The 23,475-nt window shown below is 68.9% G+C and carries 18 protein-coding genes; 9 read left to right on the top strand and 9 right to left on the bottom strand.

Translation table 11 applies throughout. The features are described from left to right. Window positions 1–15: 15 nt before the first annotated feature. The 3 genes from ACYVN4_RS43405 to ACYVN4_RS43395 all read left to right on the top strand — a co-directional run bounded on the left by ACYVN4_RS43405 (window position 16) and on the right by ACYVN4_RS43395 (window position 6,113). The gene (locus ACYVN4_RS43405) at window positions 16–4,665 is read left to right on the top strand and encodes an ATP-dependent helicase (RefSeq protein ID WP_460729827.1); all 4,650 of its coding nucleotides are present in this window, start codon (window positions 16–18) and stop codon (window positions 4,663–4,665) included. Window positions 4,666–4,671: 6 nt separating this feature from the next. Continuing rightward, window positions 4,672–5,460, top strand: coding sequence for a DNA-formamidopyrimidine glycosylase family protein (locus tag ACYVN4_RS43400; RefSeq protein WP_460729825.1), 789 nt, complete (start codon window positions 4,672–4,674; stop codon window positions 5,458–5,460). A 77-nt stretch (window positions 5,461–5,537) separates the two neighbouring features. Next, window positions 5,538–6,113: a Uma2 family endonuclease gene (locus tag ACYVN4_RS43395; RefSeq protein ID WP_460730064.1), complete on the top strand. Its 576-nt coding sequence runs from the start codon at window positions 5,538–5,540 to the stop codon at window positions 6,111–6,113. Window positions 6,114–6,123: 10 nt separating this feature from the next. Here the strand turns inward: ACYVN4_RS43395 and glpK are convergent, their stop codons facing one another. Further along, a complete protein-coding gene (gene glpK / locus ACYVN4_RS43390) occupies window positions 6,124–7,620 on the bottom strand; it encodes a glycerol kinase GlpK (RefSeq protein WP_460729823.1) in 1,497 nt (498 codons plus the stop codon). An 82-nt stretch (window positions 7,621–7,702) separates the two neighbouring features. Between glpK and glpD the strand changes: the two genes are divergently transcribed. Further along, window positions 7,703–9,451: a glycerol-3-phosphate dehydrogenase gene (gene glpD / locus ACYVN4_RS43385; RefSeq protein WP_460729821.1), complete on the top strand. Its 1,749-nt coding sequence runs from the start codon at window positions 7,703–7,705 to the stop codon at window positions 9,449–9,451. 93 nt (window positions 9,452–9,544) lie between these two features. Here glpD and ACYVN4_RS43380 read toward each other — a convergent pair whose 3' ends face one another. The 4 genes from ACYVN4_RS43380 to ACYVN4_RS43365 all read right to left on the bottom strand — a co-directional run bounded on the left by ACYVN4_RS43380 (window position 9,545) and on the right by ACYVN4_RS43365 (window position 15,084). Beyond that, entirely contained in the window at window positions 9,545–10,735 is a 1,191-nt protein-coding gene (locus ACYVN4_RS43380) for an aminotransferase-like domain-containing protein (protein ID WP_460729819.1), read from the bottom strand. A gap of 109 nt (window positions 10,736–10,844) precedes the next feature. Further along, complete coding sequence (locus tag ACYVN4_RS43375) at window positions 10,845–12,188, bottom strand: hypothetical protein (RefSeq protein WP_460729817.1); 1,344 nt, start codon at window positions 12,186–12,188, stop codon at window positions 10,845–10,847. Between the two features lie 101 nt (window positions 12,189–12,289). Then, complete coding sequence (locus tag ACYVN4_RS43370; protein WP_460729816.1) at window positions 12,290–13,459, bottom strand: hypothetical protein; 1,170 nt, start codon at window positions 13,457–13,459, stop codon at window positions 12,290–12,292. Between the two features lie 221 nt (window positions 13,460–13,680). Beyond that, complete coding sequence (locus ACYVN4_RS43365; RefSeq protein ID WP_460729814.1) at window positions 13,681–15,084, bottom strand: NAD(P)H-quinone dehydrogenase; 1,404 nt, start codon at window positions 15,082–15,084, stop codon at window positions 13,681–13,683. 303 nt (window positions 15,085–15,387) lie between these two features. Between ACYVN4_RS43365 and ACYVN4_RS43360 the strand changes: the two genes are divergently transcribed. Together ACYVN4_RS43360 and ACYVN4_RS43355 are read left to right on the top strand one after the other, a co-directional pair. Next, complete coding sequence (locus ACYVN4_RS43360) at window positions 15,388–15,867, top strand: gamma-glutamylcyclotransferase (protein ID WP_460729812.1); 480 nt, start codon at window positions 15,388–15,390, stop codon at window positions 15,865–15,867. A gap of 85 nt (window positions 15,868–15,952) precedes the next feature. After that, window positions 15,953–16,366 carry a PPOX class F420-dependent oxidoreductase gene (locus ACYVN4_RS43355; RefSeq protein WP_460729810.1) on the top strand — a complete coding sequence of 138 codons (414 nt, stop codon included), beginning with the start codon at window positions 15,953–15,955 and terminating at the stop codon, window positions 16,364–16,366. A gap of 60 nt (window positions 16,367–16,426) precedes the next feature. Here the strand turns inward: ACYVN4_RS43355 and ACYVN4_RS43350 are convergent, their stop codons facing one another. The 3 genes from ACYVN4_RS43350 to ACYVN4_RS43340 form a co-directional block, all read right to left on the bottom strand. After that, window positions 16,427–17,596 (bottom strand): M20 family metallopeptidase, encoded by a 1,170-nt coding sequence (locus ACYVN4_RS43350; protein ID WP_460730062.1) that lies wholly within the window; start codon window positions 17,594–17,596, stop codon window positions 16,427–16,429. 77 nt (window positions 17,597–17,673) lie between these two features. Further along, entirely contained in the window at window positions 17,674–18,972 is a 1,299-nt protein-coding gene (locus ACYVN4_RS43345; protein WP_460729808.1) for a M20 family metallopeptidase, read from the bottom strand. 134 nt (window positions 18,973–19,106) lie between these two features. Beyond that, the gene (locus ACYVN4_RS43340) at window positions 19,107–19,811 is read right to left on the bottom strand and encodes an enoyl-CoA hydratase/isomerase family protein (RefSeq protein WP_460729807.1); all 705 of its coding nucleotides are present in this window, start codon (window positions 19,809–19,811) and stop codon (window positions 19,107–19,109) included. A gap of 148 nt (window positions 19,812–19,959) precedes the next feature. Here ACYVN4_RS43340 and ACYVN4_RS43335 point away from each other — a divergent pair, with 148 nt between their 5' ends. Both ACYVN4_RS43335 and ACYVN4_RS43330 read left to right on the top strand, forming a co-directional pair. Then, on the top strand, window positions 19,960–20,763 hold the full coding sequence (locus tag ACYVN4_RS43335) for a purine-nucleoside phosphorylase (RefSeq protein ID WP_460729805.1): 804 nt from the start codon (window positions 19,960–19,962) through the stop codon (window positions 20,761–20,763). A gap of 10 nt (window positions 20,764–20,773) precedes the next feature. After that, window positions 20,774–22,324, top strand: coding sequence for a phospho-sugar mutase (locus tag ACYVN4_RS43330; protein WP_460729803.1), 1,551 nt, complete (start codon window positions 20,774–20,776; stop codon window positions 22,322–22,324). Window positions 22,325–22,339: 15 nt separating this feature from the next. On the opposite strand, the gene upp is transcribed toward ACYVN4_RS43330, so the two are convergent. After that, a complete protein-coding gene (gene upp / locus ACYVN4_RS43325) occupies window positions 22,340–22,963 on the bottom strand; it encodes a uracil phosphoribosyltransferase (protein WP_460729801.1) in 624 nt (207 codons plus the stop codon). 138 nt (window positions 22,964–23,101) lie between these two features. Here upp and ACYVN4_RS43320 point away from each other — a divergent pair, with 138 nt between their 5' ends. Continuing rightward, a complete protein-coding gene (locus ACYVN4_RS43320) occupies window positions 23,102–23,425 on the top strand; it encodes a type VII secretion target (RefSeq protein WP_460729799.1) in 324 nt (107 codons plus the stop codon). The last annotated feature ends 50 nt before the right edge of the window (window positions 23,426–23,475 follow it).

The following is a 23,475-nucleotide window of genomic DNA, read 5'->3' as shown; positions in this document are numbered from 1 at the left end:
GTGCAGACTGGGGCGATGGATCGGTTCTCCCCCGCGACCAGAGAGTGGTTCGACGGCGCGTTTCCCGCGCCGACGCCCGCACAGTTGGGGGCGTGGGAATCGATTGCGGCGGGGCAGCACACGCTGGTGATCGCGCCCACCGGATCGGGTAAGACGCTGTCGGCTTTTCTGTGGGCCATCGATCGGCTGGCCACCCGGGAACCGGTCAGCGGGCCGCGTAAGACCTCGGTGCTCTATATCTCTCCGCTCAAGGCTTTGGCGGTGGATGTGGAGCGGAATCTGCGGGCGCCGCTGGTGGGGGTCACGCAGACGGCCAAGCGGCTCGGGGTGGATGCGCCCGAGATTCGGGTGGGGGTGCGGTCCGGGGATACCAGTCCGGCGGATCGGCGCAGCATGCAGCGCACGCCGCCGGACATTCTGATCACCACACCGGAATCGCTGTTCCTCATGTTGACCTCGGCGGCCCGGGAGTCGCTGAGCGAGGTGCACACGGTGATCGTGGACGAGGTGCATGCCATCGCGGGCTCCAAACGCGGTGCACACCTGGCGCTTTCGCTGGCTCGGCTGGATCGGCTGACGCCGTCGCCCGCGCAGCGCATCGGCTTGTCGGCGACCGTGCGCCCTCCGGCGGAGGTCGGGAAGTTCCTGGTCGGGAGCGCGCCCATCACAATTGTCGCGCCGCCCGCGCCCAAAACGTTCGATCTATCGGTGCGGGTGCCGGTGGCGGATATGACCGAACCCGATGCGGGCCGGGAGGATTCGGATCAACCGGGCTCGATCTGGCCGCATGTGGACGAGGCGATCGTGGATCTGGTGCTGGAGCATCGGTCCTCCATCGTGTTCGCCAATTCGCGGCGGCTGTCGGAGCGGCTCACCGCGCGCCTGAACGAGGCGTACGCGGCGCGGCTCGGGGAGGCCGTGGAGACCGAGCACAAGCCGCCCGCGCAGCTCGGGGCCTCCACCGAGGTGATTCACGGCGCGACAACGCTTTTGGCGCGAGCGCATCACGGGTCGGTGAGCAAGGAGCAGCGGGCGCTCATCGAGGATGATCTCAAGAGCGGGCGGCTGCGGTGTGTGGTCGCCACCAGCAGCCTCGAGCTCGGTATTGATATGGGTGCGGTGGAACTGGTGGTGCAGGTGGAGGCGCCGCCCTCGGTGGCGTCGGGGCTGCAGCGGGTGGGTCGCGCCGGGCACCAGGTCGGTGAGATCTCGCGGGGCGTCATCTTCCCCAAGCACCGCACGGATGTTGTGCACTGCGCGGTGGCGTCCATGCGGATGACGGCGGGGCAGATCGAGGAGCTGCAGGTCCCAGCCCATCCGCTCGACATCCTCGCCCAGCAGACGGTGGCTGCCTGCGCGCTGGAGCCAATCGACGCGGACGCCTGGTTCGATACCGTGCGCGGCACGGGAAGCTATGCGGCACTGCCGCGTTCGGCTTACGAGTCGGTGCTGGATCTGCTGGCGGGGCGCTATCCTTCCGACGAGTTCGCCGAATTGCGGCCGCGGATCGTGTGGGACCGTGATGCGGGCACCCTCACCGGGCGGCCCGGCGCGCAACGCCTTGCCGTCACGTCCGGTGGCGCGATCCCGGACCGTGGCCTGTTCCCGGTCTTCATGGTCGGCGAAAAGGCTTCCCGCGTCGGCGAACTCGATGAAGAGATGGTCTACGAATCCCGAGTCGGCGATGTCTTTGCCCTGGGTGCGACCAGCTGGCGAATCGAGGAGATCACCTTCGACCGGGTGCTGGTGACACCGGCGTTCGGTCAGCCGGGCCGACTTCCCTTCTGGCACGGGGATTCTCTGGGCCGCCCCGCCGAATTGGGTGCGGCACTGGGCGAATTCGTGCGGCATGCGGGTCAGGAACTCGACAAGGTCAAGCGATCGAAGGATGCCGGGGCCTCCGGGGACTCCGAGGTCGACACCGTCTCGCTGCAGGGCGGATTGGACGAGAACGCGAAGGCGAATCTGATCGCGCTGCTCTCCGAGCAGCGGGAGGCGACCGGACAGCTGCCGTCGGACAAGACGTTGGTGGTGGAGCGGTTTCGCGATGAGCTGGGCGACTGGCGGGTGGTGTTGCATTCGCCGTACGGGTTGCCGGTGCACGCGCCGTGGGCGCTGGCGGTGGGGGCGCGATTGCGGGAGCGGTTCGGGGTGGATGCGGCACCGACGCCGTCGGACGACGGGATCGTGGTGCGGCTGCCCGATACCACCGATGATCCGCCGGGGGCGGAGTTGTTCGTCTTCGAGACCGACGAGATCGATGACCTGGTGACCGAACAGGTCGGCGGCTCCGCGCTTTTCGCGTCCCGGTTCCGGGAGTGCGCGGCGCGGGCGCTGCTACTGCCGCGCCGCGATCCTGGTAAGCGGGCCCCGCTGTGGCAGCAACGGCAGCGGGCGGCGCAACTGCTGGATGTGGCACGCAAGTTCCCGGATTTCCCGATCCTGCTGGAGACGGTGCGGGAGTGCCTGCAGGACGTGTACGACCTCCCGTCGCTGCGGGAGCTGCTGGGCCGGGTGGCGCGGCGGCAGGTGCGGCTGGTGGAGGTCGAGACGGCCACGCCGTCACCGTTCGCGAATTCGCTGCTGTTCGACTACATCGGGCAGTTCATGTACGAGGGCGACTCGCCGCTGGCCGAGCGGCGGGCGGCGGCGCTGTCGCTGGATTCGAGTCTGCTGGCGGAGTTGCTGGGGCGGGTCGAGCTGCGGGAGCTGATGGACGCGGCGGTGCTCGAGCAGACCGAGCGGGAACTGCAGCGGCTCACGCCCGAACGGCATGCGCGGGATATGGAGGGGCTGGCGGATCTGCTGCGGCTGCTCGGGCCGATCACGGCCGCGGAGGCGAGTGAGCGGTGTGAGTCGGATCCTGCCGAATGGTTCACAGAGCTGATGAAATCGCATCGGGCGCTGGACGTTTCGTTCGCTGGATCGCGCTGGTGGGTGGCGATCGAGGATGCCTCACGGTTGCGGGACGCGCTGGGAGTGCCGCTGCCGATCGGCGTTCCGGCCGCATTCATCGAGCCGGTCGCCGATCCGCTGGGCGATCTCGTCGGCCGGTACGCGCGCACGCACGGGCCGTTCACGCTGACCGCCGTCGCGCACCGGTTCGGGCTGGGGCCGGCCGTGGCGGCGACCGCGCTACATCGTCTCGGCCTCGAGAAACGGGTCGTGGAAGGCGAATTCACGCCCGGTTCGGCGGGTTCGGAATGGTGTGACAGCGAAGTGCTGCGCCGACTGCGCCGCCGCTCACTGGCCGCCGCCCGCAAGGACGTGGAGCCGGTCGCCACCGCGGCGCTGGGCCGGTTCCTGCCGTCCTGGCAGCATGTCGGCAGCGGCGAGCTGCGCGGGGTGGACGGGGTCGCGGCGGTGGTGGAACAGCTTGCGGGCGTGCCGATTCCGGCGTCGGCCTGGGAGTCGCTGATCCTGCCGCTGCGGGTGCGCGACTACTCCCCCGCCATGCTCGACGAGCTGATGGCGACCGGTGAGGTGATCTGGTCCGGGCACGGGTCGATCACCGCCAAGGACGGCTGGATCGCGCTGCATCCGGCCGAGCAGGCGGGGCTGACGCTGCCGCCGCCGGACGATATCGATTTGACCGAACGCCACATCTCGCTGCTGACGGCGTTGGGCGCCACCGTGATCGGCGGCACCGTGGATGCCGGGGCACGGGTGGACGGCGAGCCCGCGGGCACCGCCCTGTCGAAGGGCGAGTACCAGGTGGTGGCGGGCAGCACCGGTGGCGCGTACTTCTTCCGCCAGCTCCTCGAGGGCGCCGACACCGAGGACGAGACCGCTGTGACGGCCGCACTCTGGGATCTGGTGTGGGCCGGGCATATCGGCGGCGACACCTTCGCACCCGTGCGTGCCCTGCTGGCCGGGACGACCCGCACCACGACCGCGCATCGCACCCCTCGGCGCACCCCGCGCGGACGAATGTACCTGCCGCGCACCGGGATGCCCGCCCGCACCAGTTCGCCGCAGGTGGCCGGACGGTGGTCGCTGCTACCGGAGCGGGTGGCCGACAATACGATCCGCGCCCATGCCACGGCCGATGTGCTGCTCGAGCGGTACGGGGTCCTGACGCGTGGTTCCGTGCAAAGCGAGGGCGTGCCCGGCGGTTTCGCGCTCATGTACCGGGTGCTCACCGAATTCGAGGATCGCGGCCGCTGTCGGCGCGGCTACTTCGTGGATTCGCTGGGCGGCGCGCAGTTCTCGACCACGGACGTGGTGGATCGACTGCGCTCCTTCGACACCGACCGCTCCCGCGACTCGTTCTCGGCGGACCCGGTCGGCAAGGCCGTCGCCTTGGCATCCTGCGATCCGGCCAATCCCTATGGCGCGGCACTTCCCTGGCCCAAGGCGGCCGCCGAAGGCGCGGGCCACCGCCCGGGCCGCAAGGCCGGAGCCCTGGTCGTGCTGGTCGAAGGCGAACTGGCGCTTTACCTGGAACGGGGCGGCAAAACCTTGCTCACCTTCAGCGAGGACCCGGCGATCCGCACCGCCGCCGCCACCGCCCTGGCCGCCCTGGTCCACGACCGCCGTGTCGACTCCCTGGTCATCGACCGAGTGAACGGAGAATCCGTGCACGGCAACACCTTCGCGGGCTTCCTCACCGAGGCCGGTTTCGCCGCCACCCCCAAGGGCTTCCGCCTCCGAGGCCGACCGTGAGCCGCCATGCCCGAAGGTGACACCGTCTTCCTGGCCGCCGCCCGCCTCCGAAAAGCACTGGCGGGCAAGGAACTCACCCGCAGTGACTTCCGAGTCCCGCGCTACGCCACCCTCGACCTGAAGGGCCAGCCGGTCGACTCGGTCGGCACCTACGGCAAACACCTCTTCATCCGCACCCCTGACCTGAGCATCCACACCCACCTCAAAATGGAGGGCGAGTGGCGGGTTTACCAGCCCGGACAACGCTGGACCAAGCCAGGTTTCACCGCCCGCCTCATCCTCGCCACCGCCGACGCCGAAGCCGTCGGCTTCTCCCTCGGCCTGGTCGAAGTCCTCCGCCACCCCGACGAACACACCGCCACCGACCACCTCGGCCCCGACCTCCTCGGCCCGAATTGGGATGCCGCAGAAGCCGTCCGCCGCCTCTCCCGCGCCCCCGCCCAGCCGATCGGCCTCGCCCTCCTGGACCAAACCAACCTGGCCGGCATCGGCAACATCTACCGCAGCGAAATCTGCTTCCTCCGCCGCCTCAACCCCGCGATACCGGTCGGCGAAATCGAAGACCTCCCGGCCCTGGTCGATGAGGCACACCGAGTACTCACCAAGGCCGCGCACGAACCACCCTGGCGCACACTGGCCTACGGCCGCCAACGCCGCCCCTGCCCCCGCTGCGGCACCGCCCTGGTCGTCCACCTCCTCGGCGACGATTCCCACGCCACCCGAGCCGACCGCGCCATCTACTTCTGCCCCCGCTGCCAACCCGCCCCGAACGGCTCCCCCACCGGGACAAGCTGAGCCTCCATGAATTCGGTGTGTCCGGGTGCCGAGTTGGTTAGGGTTCGGGCTTGTGAAGGGAGGCGCGGGTGGATCCCATGCCCTGGCTCGGTCGGCTGTTGACGCTGGATGACTGGATGGAAGTTCCGAAGGACGACAGTCACAGCCTGGAGTTGGCCGAGGGGGTGTTGATTGTTTCTCCGCGGCCGGGGCAGCGGCATGAGCAGGCTGTGTTGCGGTTGGCGGCGCAGCTCGAGCCGCAGTTGCCCATTACTTGGGGCACGCTGCGGAGAGTTGAACTCGTGGTCGATGACGGGCCGGTGCCGACCGTGCGGGTGCCCGATCTGCTGGTGGGGACCGAGGCCGGGATCGAGGACAATCTGCCGCGCTGGTCGCCGGAGCATGTCTGTCTCGTCGCGGAGAACATGTCGGAGGGCACCAGGCGAACCGATCGGGTCACCAAACTCGAGGAGTACGCCGAGGCGGGCGTCGAGAACTACTGGTTGATCGATATGGACGATCCCATGAGCCTCAGGGCCTTTCGCCTGATGGCCGACCGGTACGAGAACCTCGGCAGACAGACCGGGCGGATCGCGCTCCCCTTGCTGAATTCCAGTGTGACGATTGATCTTCCGGCGCTGACCGGCAGGCGGACTGCCGGTCAGGCCGGATGACGGGACCGGGTCAGGCCCAGTTGTAGGTGCGTTCGACCGCCTTGTTCCATTCGGTCATGAGGTGGGTGCGGGTGTCAGCCGACATCGATGGGGTCCAGCGTTTGTCTTCGGACCAGTTGGCTCGGATGTCGTCGGTGGAGGACCAGTACTCGACTGCCAGGCCCGCGGCGTAGGCCGCGCCCAGGGCGGTGGTTTCGGTGACCATCGGGCGGACCACGGGGGCGTCGAGGATGTCGGCTTGGAACTGCATCAGCAGTTCGTTCACGACCATGCCGCCGTCGACCTTCAGGGTCACCTTTTCGACGTCGAGGTGTTGGGCTTCGGAGTCGGCGCGCATGGCGTCGATGACCTCGCGGGTTTGGAAGGCGGTGGCTTCCAGGACGGCTCGGGCGAGGTGGCCCTTGTTGACGAAGCGGGTGAGGCCGGCGACGATGCCGCGGGCGTCGGGGCGCCAGCGCGGGGCGAAGAGGCCGGAGAAGGCGGGGACGACGTAGGCGCCGCCATTGTCGGCGACGGTGCGGGCCAGCGGCTCGATCTCGTCGGCGGAAGAGATGATGCCGAGGTTGTCGCGCAGCCATTGCACCAGGGAGCCGGTGACGGCGATGGAGCCTTCCAGGGCGTAGACGGCGGGCTGGTCGCCGAGGCGATAGCAGACGGTGGTGAGCAGGCCGTGCTCGCTGAAGACGGGGGTGGTGCCGGTGTTCATGAGCATGAAATTGCCGGTGCCGTAGGTGTTCTTGGTGTCGCCGGGTGAGAGGCAGGCCTGGCCGAAGGTGGCGGCCTGCTGGTCGCCGAGGATGCCCGCGAGGGGGACGCCCGCGAGTGCGCCGGTGGTGATGTCGCCGTAAACCTCGGAGCTGCTGCGGATTTCGGGAAGCATCGACAGGGGGATGCCGAATTCGGCGCAGATCTGCGGATCCCATTGCAGCGTGCGCAGATCCATCAGCATGGTGCGCGAGGCATTGGTGACGTCGGTGATGTGCAGGCCGGTCAGCTTCCACAGGATCCAGCTGTCGATGGTGCCGAAGCACAGCTCCCCGGCTTCGGCGCGTTGCCGGGCACCGGGGACCTCGTCCAGGATCCAACGCAGTTTGGGCCCGGCGAAATACGTGGACAGCGGCAGGCCGGTGCGGTCGCTGTAACGATTGGGCCCGAATTCCCCGGCGAGGGTCTCGGTGAGCTCGGCGGTGCGGAGGTCCTGCCAGACGATGGCGTTGTAGACGGGCTTACCGGTGGCGCGTTCCCACACCACGGTGGTCTCACGCTGATTGGTGACGCCCGCGGCGGCCACTTCGGCGGCCCCGATGCCGCAGCCCTTCAACGCCTGCGCGATCACCAATTCGGTATTGCGCCAGATGGATTCGGGATCGTGCTCGACCCATCCGGGCTGCGGGAAGAGCTGTTCGTGTTCCCGCTGGGCGACTCCGGCGATTCGGCCCTGATGATCGAACACGATGCAACGACTCGACGTCGTCCCGGAATCGATGGCGGCCACATAACGACGCATCGCTCGAGGCTAACCGACACCGCGGGCTACTGTGGGTACCGTAGCCCTCGGTAGCCGAAAAGTAGCCCAGAGGAGTCTGAGGATGACGAAGCAACCGCGATCGCAGTTCCTGGGCCCCGAGCAGCGCGAAGCTGCCTGGGCGCGACTCGGGAAGGACACCTTCGACGTCATTGTGATCGGCGGTGGCGTGGTCGGCGCGGGCATCGCCCTGGACGCCGCCACCCGTGGCCTGGAGGTCGCGTTGGTGGAGGCCCGCGATCTGGCGGCGGGCACCTCGAGCCGGTCGTCGAAAATGTTCCACGGCGGTCTGCGCTACCTGGAGATGATGGAGTTCGGGCTGGTCCGCGAGGCCCTCAAAGAGCGCGAACTGGCACTGTCGACGCTGGCCCCGCACCTGGTCAAGCCGCTGCGCTTCCTCTATCCGCTCAGCCACTATGTCTGGGAGCGGCCCTACGTGGCGGCGGGCCTCACCCTCTACGACACCATGGGCGGCGCGAAATCCGTTCCCGGACAGCATCATCTGACCAAGTCGGCGGCCATGCGACTGGCCCCGGGCCTGAAGAACGGCGTGCTGACCGGCGGCCTCACCTACTACGACACCGTGGTCGACGACGCCCGCCACACCATGACCGTGGCCCGCACCGCCGCCAATTACGGTGCGGTGGTGCGGACTTCCACCCAGGTGGTCGGCTTCCTGCGCGAAGCGGACCGGGTGACCGGGGTGAAGGTGCGCGACAGCGAGGACGGGCGCACCGCCGAGATCCGCGGCAGTGTCGTCATCAATGCCACCGGCGTGTGGACCGACGAGATCCAGGCCATCGCCGGGCAGCGCGGCCGCTTCCACGTGCGCGCCTCCAAGGGCGTGCACATCGTGGTGCCGCGCGACCGCATCGCCAGCGACACCTCGATCATCCTGCGCACCGAGAAGTCGGTGCTGTTCGTCATCGCGTGGAGCACCGACCACTGGATCATCGGCACCACCGACACCGACTGGAACCTGGATCTCGCGCATCCGGCGGCCACCAAGTCCGATATCGACTATCTGCTCGAGCACATCAACAAGGTGCTGGTCACCCCGCTCACCCACGCCGACATCACCGGCGTCTACGCGGGCCTGCGCCCGCTGCTGGCCGGGGAATCCGATCAGACCTCCAAGCTCTCGCGCGAGCACGCGGTGGCCCGCATCGCGCCCGGACTGGTCGCCATCGCGGGCGGCAAGTACACCACCTACCGGGTGATGGCCTACGACGCGGTCGACGAAGCGGCACAGGACATTCCGCGCCGCGTCCCGCCGACCGTCACCGAGAAGGTGCCGCTGCTGGGCGCGGACGGCTACCACGCGCTGATGAACCAGACCCCGCACCTGGCCGAGAAGTACGGTGTGCACCCCTACCGGATCCAGCACCTGCTCAACCGGTACGGCTCGCTCATCGACGAGGTGCTCGGCCTGGCCGACGGCAAACCCGATCTGCTGCAGCCGATTACGGAATCACCCGGCTACCTGCGGGTCGAGGCCGTGTACGCGGCGGCCGCCGAGGGCGCGCTGCACCTGGACGACATCCTGGCCCGCCGCACCCGCATCTCCATCGAATACGCCCACCGCGGAGCGGATTCCGCCGACGAGGTGGCGCGGCTGGTGGCCCCGGTACTGGGCTGGTCGGAGGCCGACATCGACCGCGAGGTGGCGGTCTACACCGCCCGCGTCCGCGCCGAGATCGAATCCCAAACCCAGCCCGACGACGAGGCGGCGGACGCTCTACGCCTGGAAGCCCCGGAAGCCCGGCGCGAGGTTCTCGACCCGATCCCCGTCACTCAGCCCGAATCCGTCTGAGCAACCCCTCGTCATCCCGGCGTGCGTTTGGCCGGGATCCACACTGCGCGCGTTGGATTCCGGCCAAATGCACGCCGGAATGACAGGGTGGCGTCAGACCTTGCGCACGGCCGCGTGCGCCTTGGCGAGGCGGTCGACGGCCTCGGTGAGGGTGGCCGCGTCGGAGGTGGTGAAGCACAGCCGCATCGAGCGGGTGTAGTCGGTGGAGACGGCGAAGGCGTTGCCGGGGACGTAGGCGACGCCCGCGTCGAGCGCGTGCGGGAGCAGGGCGTCGGTGTCGGTGCCGTCGGTGAAGTCGGCCCAGACGAACATGCCGCCCGCGGCGTCGGTGCAGGTCACGTTGTCGCCGAAGCGGGACCGCACGGCGTCGACCAGGGCGCGGGCCCGGTCGCCGTACACCTGGCGGACCGTATCCACGTGGGCGGCCAGCCAGTCGGTGTCGGCGAGCAGGTCGGCGGTGATCTGCTGGGTGAGTGCCGAACCGCACAGGTCCGCACCCTGTTTGAGCAGTTCGACGGCCCGGCAGACCGGCTGCGGAGCGATCATCCAGCCCGCGCGCAGGCTGGGCGCCAGGATCTTGGAGGCGCTGGAGAGCCGGATCACGAAGGGCGAGTAGGTCGCCACGGGCGCGGGCGAGGGCCGGTCGAACCAGAGTTCGCCGTACGGGTCGTCCTCGAGAATCCAGAAGCCGTACTGCTCGGCCAGCGCCGCCAGTTCCCGGCGACGGTCCGGGCTCAGCGTGACGCCGCCCGGATTGTGGAAGTTGCTGACGGTGTGCACGACGGCGGGACGCTCCCCGGCGGCCAGCAACTCGCGCAGCATGTCGACGCGCATGCCATCGGAATCCAAGGGCACGGCCACGATTCGCGCGCCCGCGGCCCGGAAGACCTGCAGCGCACCGACATACGCGGGATCCTCGACCACCACCAGCGCGCCCGGATCCAGCAGCACCTCCGACAGCAGCGAAAGCGCCTGCTGGGAGCCGTGGGTCACGAAGATCTCGTCGACGGGGACGGGCCGCCCGGTGCGGCCGGACTCGCGGGCGGCCAGCACCTCGCGCAGCGGGCCCCAGCCCGGCGATTCGGTGTACTGCAGCCGGGAGCGGTCGGACAGGGCCGCGTCGGCGGCCGCCGCGATGCGGTCGCGGGGCATGAGTTCGGCGTCCGGCAGCCCACCGGCCAGGCTGATGATGTCCGCGCGCGAGGTGAGCTTGAGCAGGTCACGGATTGCCGAGCTCTGCAGGCCGTCGAGTCGCCGCGCGAGGGGCGGGAAGGTCGCGGACATGAACCACCTCCGAGGGAACGCCGGGGTATGCGAAACTCCACCATGTCACACGGCGACCAGGATATGAAATTCGCGTCCCACTATATGGAACACGAGTCCAGATTCCGGGTTACTCGATCGACTGGATGAGGTGCTTGCCGTCCCGCTCCACGGTGGTGACGCGCTCGGTGTAGACCTCCGTGGTCCCGTCCGCCCGATGCTCGGTGATGTCCACGTCGTAGAACGACTGCGCCTGATCGGGGCTCTTACCCGACTCGACGATCTTGAGGCAGTAGGTGGTGCCCGCCTTGAGCGGATCGATGCCCTTCTGCTGGATCACGTCGGCGGGCATCACCGTGGTCGACTCCGGCACCACGAAGCTGCGCGCCAGCGCACCACTGCGCTCCACATAGAAGGCGTGCTCGAAACCGAGGATCGCGTCCACACCGCTGCCGGTGCCGCCCGCGCCATTGCCGATCGTCAGCGGACCGTCGTGTCGGGACGGGCAACTCAGCGCGGCCACCGTCGAGGGCGCCTTGCCGGTGGTCGTCGCTCCACCCGCGCCGACATCGTCCTTGCCGCCGCGCATGACCGCGAACACGACCAGCCCGATCACGACGAGCAGCACCACGACGCCGCCCGCGATCACGCCGATCTTGCGCCACGACCGCTTCGTCTCCGCCGGTTTGGCCTGCGGTACAGGGGTTTTCGGCGTCAGCGCCTTGACGATCGGATCGTCCGCCCAGGACAGCGACTCGCCTTGCGACGCATCGGATTCCGCGGGCGGCGCGGGCGGGAAGCCGCTGGGCGCGGAGCGCCACCACGAGTCCGGCGTGGTCTCCGCCGCCGCCCCGTTCGGCGAATTCCCTTCGGCGGCGGCCTGATCGGCGCCGGTGATACGGGTGGTGGGTTCTTGATCACCAGGGGCCGATTGCGACCCGCCAGGCGGGATTCTGACGGTCTGCTCGACGTCCGGGGTACCCGATTGCCGTCCAGCGCCCTCGACGGCCGGGAACTGGCCCGTGGTGGGACCGTTCACCGGCGGATACTGCCCGGTCGGATATTGCACGGGATACTGCCCGCTCGTCGGTCCCCAGGCATCCGGAGCCCGATACTGCGGCGGAGGAGGCGGAACCGGCCCACCGGCGGGACGCCACCCCACATCCGGACCCTGCGGCCCGGGAGCGGGACTCCAGCCCGGCGCGGGGGCGGCCGGGGCGGGACCGAACTCGTTCAGCGAGGGCCCGAAATCACCCAGCGACGGCCCGAATTCACCCTGTGCCGGACCGAACTGACCCTGCGCGGGACCGAACTCGCTGAGCGCGGGCCCGAATTCCGACTCCACCGCGGGACCCTGCGCGGGCCCGCCGGGCTGCGTCGACCCGTTCGGCTGTGCGGTCCCGCTCGCCTGCTCGGGCCCCTTCGTCTCCCCGGGTTCGGGACGGTCGGCGGATTCGTCCTGACCGGAAACCATCACCCGTCCTTTCGCCACATGCGCGTGGGGCGGTCGCTCACGACCGCCCCACGCGACGACACTTCCCCTACCGGCGCCATCACCGGAAACCTATGGATCTGTCAGTACTGAACCGATTCGCCCACCTGGGCGGTCACGCCACCGACGTCGACCGAAGACGACGGCCGCTCGCCCTCCGGGAGCTTACCAATCTGCGCCGCGGCCTCCAGGATCGTGGCGCCGCCCGGCATCAGGCGGATGAAGTTCTCGGCATCGGCCTTGGCCGCGTTGGCCGCGGCGGTGTCCAGCAGGAACTCGACCTTCTGATCGTTGTCCGGACCGCTGCCGGCGAACGCGGTCACCTTGATCTGGTTGATCGTGGTGAAGTCCAGCGACATACCGGCCTCACCGATGCCACCCGGCGTGGTGTAGCCGATGGTGCCGACGTAACCGTCCAGATTGCTGAAGTGGTGGGTGTTGGCGGCCCAGCCCGGCAGCACCGCGCCACCGTCGAGGTTGACCCCGACCTCGGTGTGCGGACCGGTCATGGCGACCACCGGCGCGGCCGGGGCGGTGTCCACGGCGGGCGACTGCCAGCGCGGCTGCTGCTGCGGGGCGGTCACCGACGGCTGGCCGGTGATGGTGTCCACGGCCGGATCCTGCTGCGGGGCGGTCCCGGCGGGCTGCGCGGACTGGTCGTTCGGCTTGGGCGTCGCAGCCTGGCCCGGCGTCGTCTGACCCGGCGCGGCGGCCGGATCCGGCTGGGTCACCGCGGGCTGCGCCGACTGGCCCGGCACCGGCAGCGGCGCGACACGCGGCACGGTGACACCCGGCTGCGGCTTGACCGACTTCGGCTGCGCCGGCTGGCCGTTGTTGCCGGCCTGCGAGGCGTTCGGATCGCTCTTGGGAGTGTTGGGATCCACCTTCGGGGTGGTGCCCTCCGGCTGAGTGGCGCCTTGCGGCTGACCCGGATCCTGCTGCGGCGCAGCGTTGTCCGGCGTGGCCGGGGTGGTGGGCGCGGTCACACCCGGCTGGGTCTGCTGCGGCTTGGTGGTGCCCGGCTGCACGTTCTCCGGCTTCGGCGCGGGCACGACCTGCGCCTTCGCGTCCGGAGCCGGGGTGTCGGTGGTCGGCGGCGCGGCCGGATCGGGCTGCTGCTGGTCGGCCGGGACCGCACCCGGGTCGGCGGGGGCGGCGTTGGCGGGCGCGGACAACAGCGACACCACCGCGGCCGCACCGGCCAGCGTCAGGGAGGTGCTCGCCTTGATCCGACTCGGCTTGCGGTGCTTCACGTTTCGCTCAATTCCTTCGTCCCTCGGCGGCACGATCGCTCCGGGGCATCGAAGAGCCTCGCCGCGGAGGGGAATTGAGAGCCCCCGCTACGTAACGCTCGCGACCGCCCTGCCGATCGCTTCCGCCGCGAACTTAATCACAAGGGAGACAAGGCAGCAAGACGGGCCGGTAACAAAGGCGAATTCCGCGCCCCGCGGGCTGGGTGTGAAAAGCGTTGCGGCTAGTCCAGATCGTCGTGCCGCATGAGCTGACGCGCCGCCTCCGTGACCGATCCGGTCAAGGACGGGTACACCGAGAACGTCTGCGCCAGATCGTTCACCGTGAGGTTGTTCTGCACCGCGAGCGCGATCGGCAGGATCAATTCCGAGGCGATAGGGGCCACGACAACGCCGCCGATCACCACACCGGTAGCGGGACGGCAGAAGATCTTCACGAAACCCCGGCGCAGGCCCGACATCTTGGCGCGCGGGTTGGTGTTCAGCGGCAGCATGACCGTGCGGGCCGGAGTCTCGCCATTGTCGATCGCGGTCTGCGAGACACCGACAGTCGCGATCTCCGGGCGCGTGAACACCGCGGACGCAACGGTCTTCAGGCGAATCGGCTGCACGCCCTCGCCCAGTGCGTGGTACATCGCGATGCGGCCCTGCATGGCGGCCACCGAGGCCAGCGGCAGCAGGCCGGTGCAGTCGCCGGCCGCGTAGACGCCGGTCGCGGTGGTGCGCGAAACCCGGTCCACGCGCAGGTATCCGCCCTTGTCGAGTTCGATGCCGAGGCGTTCGAGGCCCAGCCCGTTGGTGTTCGGGACCGAACCGACGGTCATGAGGGCGTGGGTGCCGGTGACGGTGCGCCCGTCGGACAGCTTCACCACGACGCCGTCGGCGGTGCGCTCCACCGCGTCGGCGCGCGCGTGCTTGGCCAGTTCCACACCACGCTCGGCGAGGGCATCCTCGAGCACCAGCGCGGCGTCGGCGTCCTCGCGGGGCAGCACGCGGTCCTGGCTCGAGACCAATTTCACCTTCACGCCCATCTCCGTATAGGCGGAGACGAATTCGGCGCCGGTCACACCGGAACCGACGACGACCAAGGTCTCGGGCAGTTCCTTGAGGTCATAGAGCTGACGCCAGTTCAGGATTCGCTCACCGTCGGGTTCCGCGCCGGGCAGCACGCGCGGGCTCGCGCCGGTAGCGATCAGCACCACCTCGGCCTCGATGACCCGCTCCTGGCCGTCGGCGAGGGTGGCCTTCACCAGGTGGGTGGCCAGACCGGGGGCCTGATCGATGAGTTCGCCGTAGCCGGAGAGGACGGTGACACCGGCGGTCTGCAGCTTGGTGCGGATATCGGAGGACTGGGCCTGGGCGAGGGCCTTGACTCGCGAGTTCACCTCGGCGAGACGCACTTGCGCCTGCGAGGGATGCACGGTGATGCCCAGGTCACGGGCGCGGCGCAGATCGGTGCGCACGCCGGTGGAGGCGATGAAGGTCTTGGACGGCACGCAATCCCACAGCACGCACGCGCCGCCGATGCCGTCACTGTCGATCAGCGTGACCGGGGCCCCGTGCTGGGCCGCCACCAGCGCCGCTTCGTAACCGGCGGGGCCGCCACCGATGATCGCAATGCGGGTCATTGTTCCTCCGCGTTCATTCCGGCCCCGGGATCTCCGATGCCGGTCCCTTACGTTATCCGTCCAGCTCCATACGTGTTTGACCGCATCCCAGGACAACTGTCCCACTGTGGCGCATCCCATTCGCGAAGTTCGCCAGTCATGGAGGGAGTGTTGCCCGAACTCCTTGCCGCCCCAGGACGAACCGGACACGCGCGAGGTCCGGCACCGGTTCCGGCGATCTCACGGCTACCGATCATGCGCACGCCGACCGACTTGTGACGGGATCGGGGATGGTCTTCCCGGATTGTTCGATAGGCTTCTATGGTGCCGATTTACGCCGCCTACGGGTCCAACATGGATCCCGAGCAGATGCTCAAGCGCTGTCCGCACTCCCCCGTATACGGAACCGGCTGGCTGGAAGGGTGGCGCCTCACCTTCGCCGGGGACGACATCGGCTGGGAGGGACCGCTGGCGACGGTGGTCGAAGATGCCGGGCAACGGGTCTTCGTCGTGCTCTACGACGTTCCCAGTGAGGACGAGCTGAGCCTCGACCGCTGGGAGGGTTCGGACTTCGGCATCCACAAGAAGATCCGGCTGCGCGTCACCCCCAATCAGGGCGCGGGCTCCGAGCCGGTCCTGGCGTGGCTCTACGTGCTGGACGCCTACGAGGGCGGGCTGCCCTCGGCCCGGTACATCGGCGTCATCGCCGATGCCGCCGAGAAGGCGGGCGCGCCAAGCGATTACACGCACGCCCTACGCACCCGCAACAGCAAGAACGTGGGCCCGGGCACCTTCGGGCCGTAACAGCCGGTGCACCGCGGCCGGAAGATTCGGCGCGGTAGCGGTGTTGCGGGACAGGAACGATCTTCGAACCGTCGAAAGAGGAGTCATGCCCGCGACACCCGTGCCCGCCCCGATCGCCGAATTCCTGTCCCGGCCCAACCCGGCCGTGTTCGCCTCGAATCGCCCGGACGGTCAGCCGGTCTCGGTGGCCACCTGGTACCTGTACGAGGACGGCCGAATCCTGGTGAACCTGGCCGACTTCCGCAAGCGCCTGGACTACCTGCGCGAGGATCCCCGCATCAGCCTGACCGTGCTGGCCGATGACAACTGGTACAGCCACGTCAGCATCCAGGGCCGCATCGTCTCCATCGAGAACGACGCGGACTCCTCGGTCATCGACCGGATCGCCCAGCACTACACCGGCGGCCAGTACGGCGTCCGCGACCAGAAGCGCGTCTCGGTGTGGATCGAGATCGACCGCTGGCACGCCTGGGGCGACATCGCCGAGGCAGCCAAGTAACCCCGAAACACGAAGCCGGGCCGCACCTTCGGGTGCGGCCCGGCTTGTTTCGTGGCTGGGTCAGCCGGCGTTCAGGACGATATTGGTGAACACCCGGACACCGGCGGCCAGCGCGCGCTCGTCGATGTCGAAGGTCGGCTGGTGCAGGTCGAGCTGCTCGCCCTGCCCGGACCAGACGCCGAGCCGCGCCATCGCGCCCGGCACCTCCTCGAGATACCAGGAGAAGTCCTCGCCGCCGCCGGACTGCTGGGTGTCGGCCAGCGCGTCCGGTCCGAGACCGCGGATGGCCTCCTCGTACATGCGCACGGCCTGTTCGTCATTGACGACCGGCGGCACGCCGCGCTTGTAGTTGAGCTGGTAGCGCACGCCGGTCGGGGCCAGCAGGCCCTCGACGATCTCGCGCACCATCGGCTCGAGCAGCGACCAGGTGGCGTGATCGCCGGTGCGGACGGTGCCGGTGAGCATGCCGGTCTGCGGAATCGCGTTGGGCGCCTTGCCCGCCGACACCGCGCCCCACACCATGACGGTGCTGGTGCGCGGATCGATGCGGCGGGAGAGCAGGCCGGGCAGGCCGGTGATCACGGTGCCCATGGCGTAGACCAGGTCGCTGGTCAGGTGCGGGCGCGAGGTGTGGCCGCCGGGCGAATCCAGCACCAGCTCGACGGTGTCGGCGGCCGAGGTGATCGCGCCGACCCGGATGCCGACCCGGCCGACTTCCAGCCGCGGATCGCAGTGCAGCGCGAACATGCGCGAGACGTCTTCCATCGCACCCGCGGCGACCATGTCGATGGCGCCGCCGGGCATGACCTCTTCGGCGTGCTGGAACACCAGCCGCACACCGACCGGCAGGTCCGGGATCTCGGCCAGCGCCAGCGCGGTGCCGAGCAGGATGGTGGTGTGCGCGTCGTGCCCGCAGGCGTGCGAGACGCCGGGCACGGTGGAGGCGAACGGTAAGCCCGTGTACTCCTGCAGCGGCAGCGCGTCCATGTCCGCGCGCAGGCCGATCCGGGGAGTGTCGGGGCCGATGTCGACGATCAGGCCGGTACCGCTCGGTAGCTTGCGCGGCTCCAGCCCGGCCTTGACCAGCCAGGACTCCACGAATTCGGTGGTACCGAACTCGGTTCGAGAGAGCTCCGGGTTGGCGTGGATGTGGCGACGCCACGCCGCGAGGTCGTCCATGTGCTCCGCGAGCCAGGCCTCGACCCTCTCGTGCCCGGTAGCCGGTTCCATCGCGACGCTCGCCTGCGTGCTGACGCAGCCAGCTGTCACTGGTCCGTTGAGTCGCGCCGCGGACCGGCCGGTTGTGCTCACCGAATGTCCTCCTGTCGCTGAAACTGCCGTTGAATGACTCGTTCCGACAACCTGTCCCTGTGCACTTTGTCGCCCGCAATATGTATCGCGGTGCGAGCCAACGCCGTTGCCCCGTCCAGGACCGCGCGGTCCGCCGAGGCGTTCACGGCGGCGGCCGCGAACGCGGGTTGGTGGGTCACCGCGCCCCCGGCATCGATGCCGATGACCGGGTGGATACCCGCGATGACGTTGGTGACGTTGCCCATATCGGTGCTGCCCAGCGGCCGTGCCGCCTCGAATTCCGGGGCGATGGGCTCGCGTCCGAGGTCTCGGATCTGCTCGCGATAGGCACACAGTAGTGCGCTGTCGGGAGTGAGCTCGGTATATGTCGGCGCGAGCTTCCGGATTTCGTGTGTGCATCCGGTCGCCAGGGCACCTGCCTCGAAACAGGCCGATGCTCGTTGCATCAGATCTTCGAGGGTCGCGGTGTCGACTGCACGTAGGTAATACAGCAGTTCCGCGTGTCCGGGCACGATATTGGGGGCGACGCCGCCCGACCCGACTATACCGTGCAGTTGCTGTCCGGGCAGGAGATGTTGCCGCAGCAAACCTAAAGCAACTTGCGAAATGGTGACGGCATCCAGGGCATTTCGCCCATGGTGCGGCGCGGCGCTGGCATGCGCTTCGCGGCCGTGGAAAACGACGGACACATCCGCGAGCGCCAGCGAATGCGCGCCGGCGATATCCTCCGGGCCCGGATGCACCATCAGCGCCATGGCCAGATCGTCGAAGACGCCGCGGTCGAGCATGAGAATCTTGCCGCCGCCGGACTCTTCGGCGGGCGTACCCAGCACCTTCACGGTGATGCCGCAGGCGTCGGCGACGGCGGCCAGACCCAGGGCCGCGCCGACGGCCGAGGCCGCGATGATGTTGTGGCCGCAGGCGTGCCCGATTTCGGGGAGTGCGTCGTATTCCGCACAAATTCCGACTACCAGGTCGCCACTGCCGTATTCGGCGGTGAATGCGGTGGGAAGATCCGCTACGCCCGTTTCGATCCGAAAGCCGCGTTCGCGCAAAGGCTCGATTGTCTTTGCGACACTGCGAAATTCCTCGAACGCAAGCTCGGGTTCGGAATGAATGTCGTGGGACAGCGCGATCAATCGCTCGCGGTGCGCGGCGATAGCAGCGTCTACCTCGGCAATGAGCAGCGGATCCGGTGCTGCCAGGGCAGCATTCGGCGTCGACACGGAAAGCACATCGTGCCGACTAGTCGGTTTGCGAAGAGTGCGTTCATCGCTGTTGCGCGACGGTTGCATCCCAACAGTCTCGCACTACCGTGCCGGTCTGTCGCACCAGGTCCGGCGGAAAATATCCGGCAGATCACGGGATGGGCAGAAATTAGGGGTTCGAGGGCAAGCCCTCGAACCCCTCGAATCGGGAGGAACAGACCTTACGGGTTGAAGGCCAGGTTCTCCGGGGTGGTCTCCACGGCCAGACCGGCGAGGGCGTTCTGGTGCAGGGCGCGCTTGATGACCGGGAGGTTCGGCTTGCGGTTGCCCTTGAGCAGATCGGCACGCGCGATCGCGGTGGCGAGCAACGACTCGGCATCCGCCTTGGCATCCACGATGCCCGCGGCGATGGCGTCATCGGCGCCGTAGCGGCGGCCGGTGGTCATGGCCTCGACCGCGACCTGGTTGATCAGGCGGTTGGTGACCAGCGCGTTCATGGCGACCGTGAACGGCATGCCCAGGTGCACCTCGGGCAGGCACCAGAAACCGCGGTCGGCGCGCATGACCCGGAAGTCGCAGGAGGTGGCGAGCATGGCGCCAGCGCCGAAGGCGTGGCCGTTCACCGCGGCGATGGTCGGCAACGGGAAGGCCAGCAGGCGGCTGTAGAGCGAATGCACGCGGTCGAGGTACCAGCAGTTCTTGTCGAAATTGCCGAACAGCCAATCGGTGTCGAGGCCGTTGGAGAAGAACTTGCCTTCGGCGGTGACGACCAGCGCGGCCGGGCCCTCGGACGCCTCGACCTCGTCGAGCAGCGCGTGCACCTCGGTGATCCAGTCCGGGTGGAAACGGTTCTCGCTGTCGATGGTCTGCCCCTCGGTCCCGAGAGACAGTACGAACACGTCGCCATCACGCTTCAAATACGGCATGAGTGCAGCGTAGCGGGGGCACAGAGCGATACCTACCCGTGGGTAGGGATAACTCTCGGGACACGAAAGACCAGGACATAACGCGTGAAAACGGCAGGTCGCGGCGGTGGCCGGGCAGCGTTGATCGCCTAGGACTAGGGTGGGCGACATGCTAGCCGAGAAGGCCATGGGCGGGGTTTCCGAACTAGCCGCCGAAGCCATTGCCGAACGAACCGGTGTGCGCAAGCATCGCGTCGCCGTGGTGCTGGGATCCGGTTGGCAGGAAGCCGCCGCCGTGATCGGCGAACCCGCCACCTCCATTTCCATGGCCGAGGTGCCGGGATTCGGATCGCCCACCGCCCAAGGCCATCAGGGCACCATCCACTCCGTCCCCGTCGGCGACGAGCCGGTGCTGCTGCTCATGGGCCGCCAGCATCTCTACGAGGGCCACGCGCCGGGACAGGTCGTGCACAACGTGCGCACCGCGCTGGCCGCGGGCGCGCAGACGGTGCTGCTCACCAATGCGGCGGGCGGCATTCGCGACGGGCTCGCGGTCGGCGAGGCGGTGCTCATCAGCGACCACCTCAATCTGACCGGGCGCACCCCCATCGAGGGCGCCAACTTCGTGGACCTGGTCGACGCCTGGGATCCCGAATTGCGGGCGCTGGCAAAGGAAATCGATCCGAGCCTGCGCGAAGGCGTGTACGCGGGCCTGACCGGGCCGCAGTACGAGACGCCCGCCGAGATCCGCATGCTGCGCACCCTGGGCGCGGATCTGGTCGGCATGTCGACCGTGCTGGAGGCCATCGCCTGCCGCGAGGGCGGCGCGAAGGTGCTCGGCATCTCGCTGGTCACCAACCTGGCCGCGGGCGTCACCGGTCAGCATCTCTCGCACGCCGAGGTGCTGGCCGAAGGCCACGCCGCCGCACCGAGATTGGGCAAACTGCTGCGCGGCGTGCTGGAACGCCTCTAGGCGCGCGGGCATGCTGCGCTTCGGAACCGCCGGGCTGCGCGGACCACTGCAGGACGGCCCGGACGGCATGAACGTGGACACCGTCACCCGCGCCACCGCCGGAATCGCGGCCTGGCTGCGCGACCGTTGCCTCGGCGGCGGGCTGGTGATCGTCGGCCGCGACGCGCGGCATGGCTCCGCCGAATTCGCGGCCGCCACCGCCGAAGTCTTCGCGGCGGCGGGTTTCTCGGTGCTGCAACTCCCCCGCCCGCTGCCGACTCCCGTGGTGGCCTTCGCGGTACGTGAGCTGAAAGCCGTTGCGGGCGTGCAGATCACCGCCTCCCACAATCCGGCCACCGACAACGGCTACAAGCTCTACCTCGATGGCGGCTCGCAACTCGTCCCACCCGCCGACGCCGAGATCGAGCGCTGCATCGACGCCGTCACCGGGCATATCCACCGCACCGATCCGGCATCGACCGCACCGAAGCCGGGCATCCTCGGCCTGCCCGCGGAGGCTGCGGCCGACGAGCTCGGCGAAGAGATCGTCCGCCGCTACCTGGCCCGAATCACGCGGCTGCCCAACCTGATCGGCGGTGCGATCGCCGAGCGTGCGGGCATTCGGATCGCGCTGACCGCCATGCACGGGGTCGGCGGGGAGTTGGCCGTCGCCGCACTGCGGGGCGCGGGGTTCGACGAAGTACTGGTGGTCACCGAGCAGTTCGCACCGGATCCGGATTTTCCGACCGTGTCGTTCCCGAATCCCGAGGAACCCGGGGCGTCGGATCTCCTACTGGGGCTGGCGGAGAAACTCGACGCCGATATCGCCATTGCGCTGGATCCGGATGCGGATCGGTGTGCGGTCGGCGTTGCGGGTCCCGACGGGTGGCGGATGCTGCGCGGGGATGAAACCGGGGTGCTGCTGGGCGATTTCGTCTTGCGGACCGCTGCGCCGGATTCGTTGGTGGCCACCACTATCGTGTCGTCGCGGCTGTTGAGCAAGCTGGCTCCGGCGCGTGGGGCGCGGTACGCGGAGACGCTGACCGGGTTCAAGTGGCTGGCTCGGGCGGGTGACGGACTCGTTTATGCCTACGAAGAAGCCATCGGGCATTGCGTCGATCCGGCTACCGTGCGGGACAAGGACGGGATCTCGGCGGCGGTCGCGGCGGCGGATCTGGTGGCGCAGTTGAAGGCTCGGGGCCGGAGCGTGCTCGATGTGCTCGACGATTTCGCCGTGGAATTCGGGGTGCATGCTGGGGATCAGGTGTCGCTGCGGCTGGCCGATGTGAGCGAGGCCGAAGCGGTGGTGGCGCGCCTGCGCGAGGCTCCGCCGACCGAGATCGCAGGAGAAGCCGTGACCTGCACCGACATGTCGACGCTGCGCGGGCAGATGCGCACGGACGCCTTGGTTTTCGAGGGTCCTGCCCTGCGGCTGGTGATCCGGCCGTCCGGGACCGAGCCGAAGCTCAAGTGCTACTTGGAGACCGTCGTACCGGTCACCGATCGGGCGGGGCTGCCGGCCGCGAAGGCCGCTGCGGCGCAACGGCTCTTCGAGATCCGGCAGTTCTGCGAAAAGCTCTGAGGCGCTGAGACGAGTTCAGCGGGGGCCGAATTGGCGGTCGCCCGCGTCGCCGAGACCGGGGACGATGTAGGCGTCGGAGTTGAGGCCGCGGTCCACCGAGGCGGTGACCAGGCGCACGGCATGACCCGACTTCTCCAGGGCGGCAATGCCTTCCGGCGCCGCGACCACGCACAGCACGGTGATGTCGCGGGCATTGCGGGTGGCCAGCAGGTCCAGGGTGTAGACCATGGAGCCGCCGGTCGCGAGCATCGGATCGAGCACGATGACCGGGGTGCTGGACAGATCCTCGGGCAGCGACTCCATGTACGGGGTCGGCTGGTGCGTCTCCTCGTCGCGGGCCAGCCCGACGAAGCCGATGCGCGCGTCCGGGATCAGATTCTCCGCGGTCTCCACCATGCCGAGCCCGGCACGCAGCACCGGCACCAGCAACGGCGGAGCATTCAGCCGGGTCCCCTCCGCCGCGGCCACCGGCGTGGCGATCGGAAACCGCTCCACCGGGGCGTCCCGCATGGCCTCATAGACCAGGATCCCGGTCAGATCCCGCAGCGCGGCCCGGAATGTCGGATTGGTGGTGCGGGCGTCTCGCATGGTCGTCAGCAAAGCGGCAGCGAGCGGATGGTCCACGACGAGAGTGCGCATACGAAAACCATAAATCAGCCACGCCCACCAAGATCCCCGCCCGCCGGAATTCCCCCACCCCGGAACCATCCCGCGCCCGCGCACGTCCAACCCCGTACAACCCGAATCCACCCCGCGACCGGCATGAAAGGGGCATTCATGCACCGCATTTCGCTCCACCCCGACGCCATCACCGCCAGCGCGACCACCACCGTGACCCTCGCCACCGACGTGGCCGCCCTCACCACCCGCGCAGCGACCACCGCCCCCGACCTACTCGCCCCCGCCTTCGGCCTCATCGGCACCGACTTCCTCACCGCCTACGCCGCCGCCCACACCACCCACCTCACTGAACTGTTCGATCTGTCGGCGGCCTACGCAAGCATCGGCACCGCGACAGCAGAGGCCGCATCGACCTACGCCACCCACGACGCGCGGTACACGACCGCACTGCGCGCGACCGAGGAGGAGCTGCACGCATGAGCACCGCTTCCTCGCACCACGATGGATCCCACCGCGCCCGCTCCCGAGCA

It is taken from the genome of Nocardia heshunensis, assembly GCF_054782115.1.
The sequence above is the reverse complement of the archived record's forward strand: the minus strand, read 5'-3'. Positions and strand labels throughout refer to the sequence as shown.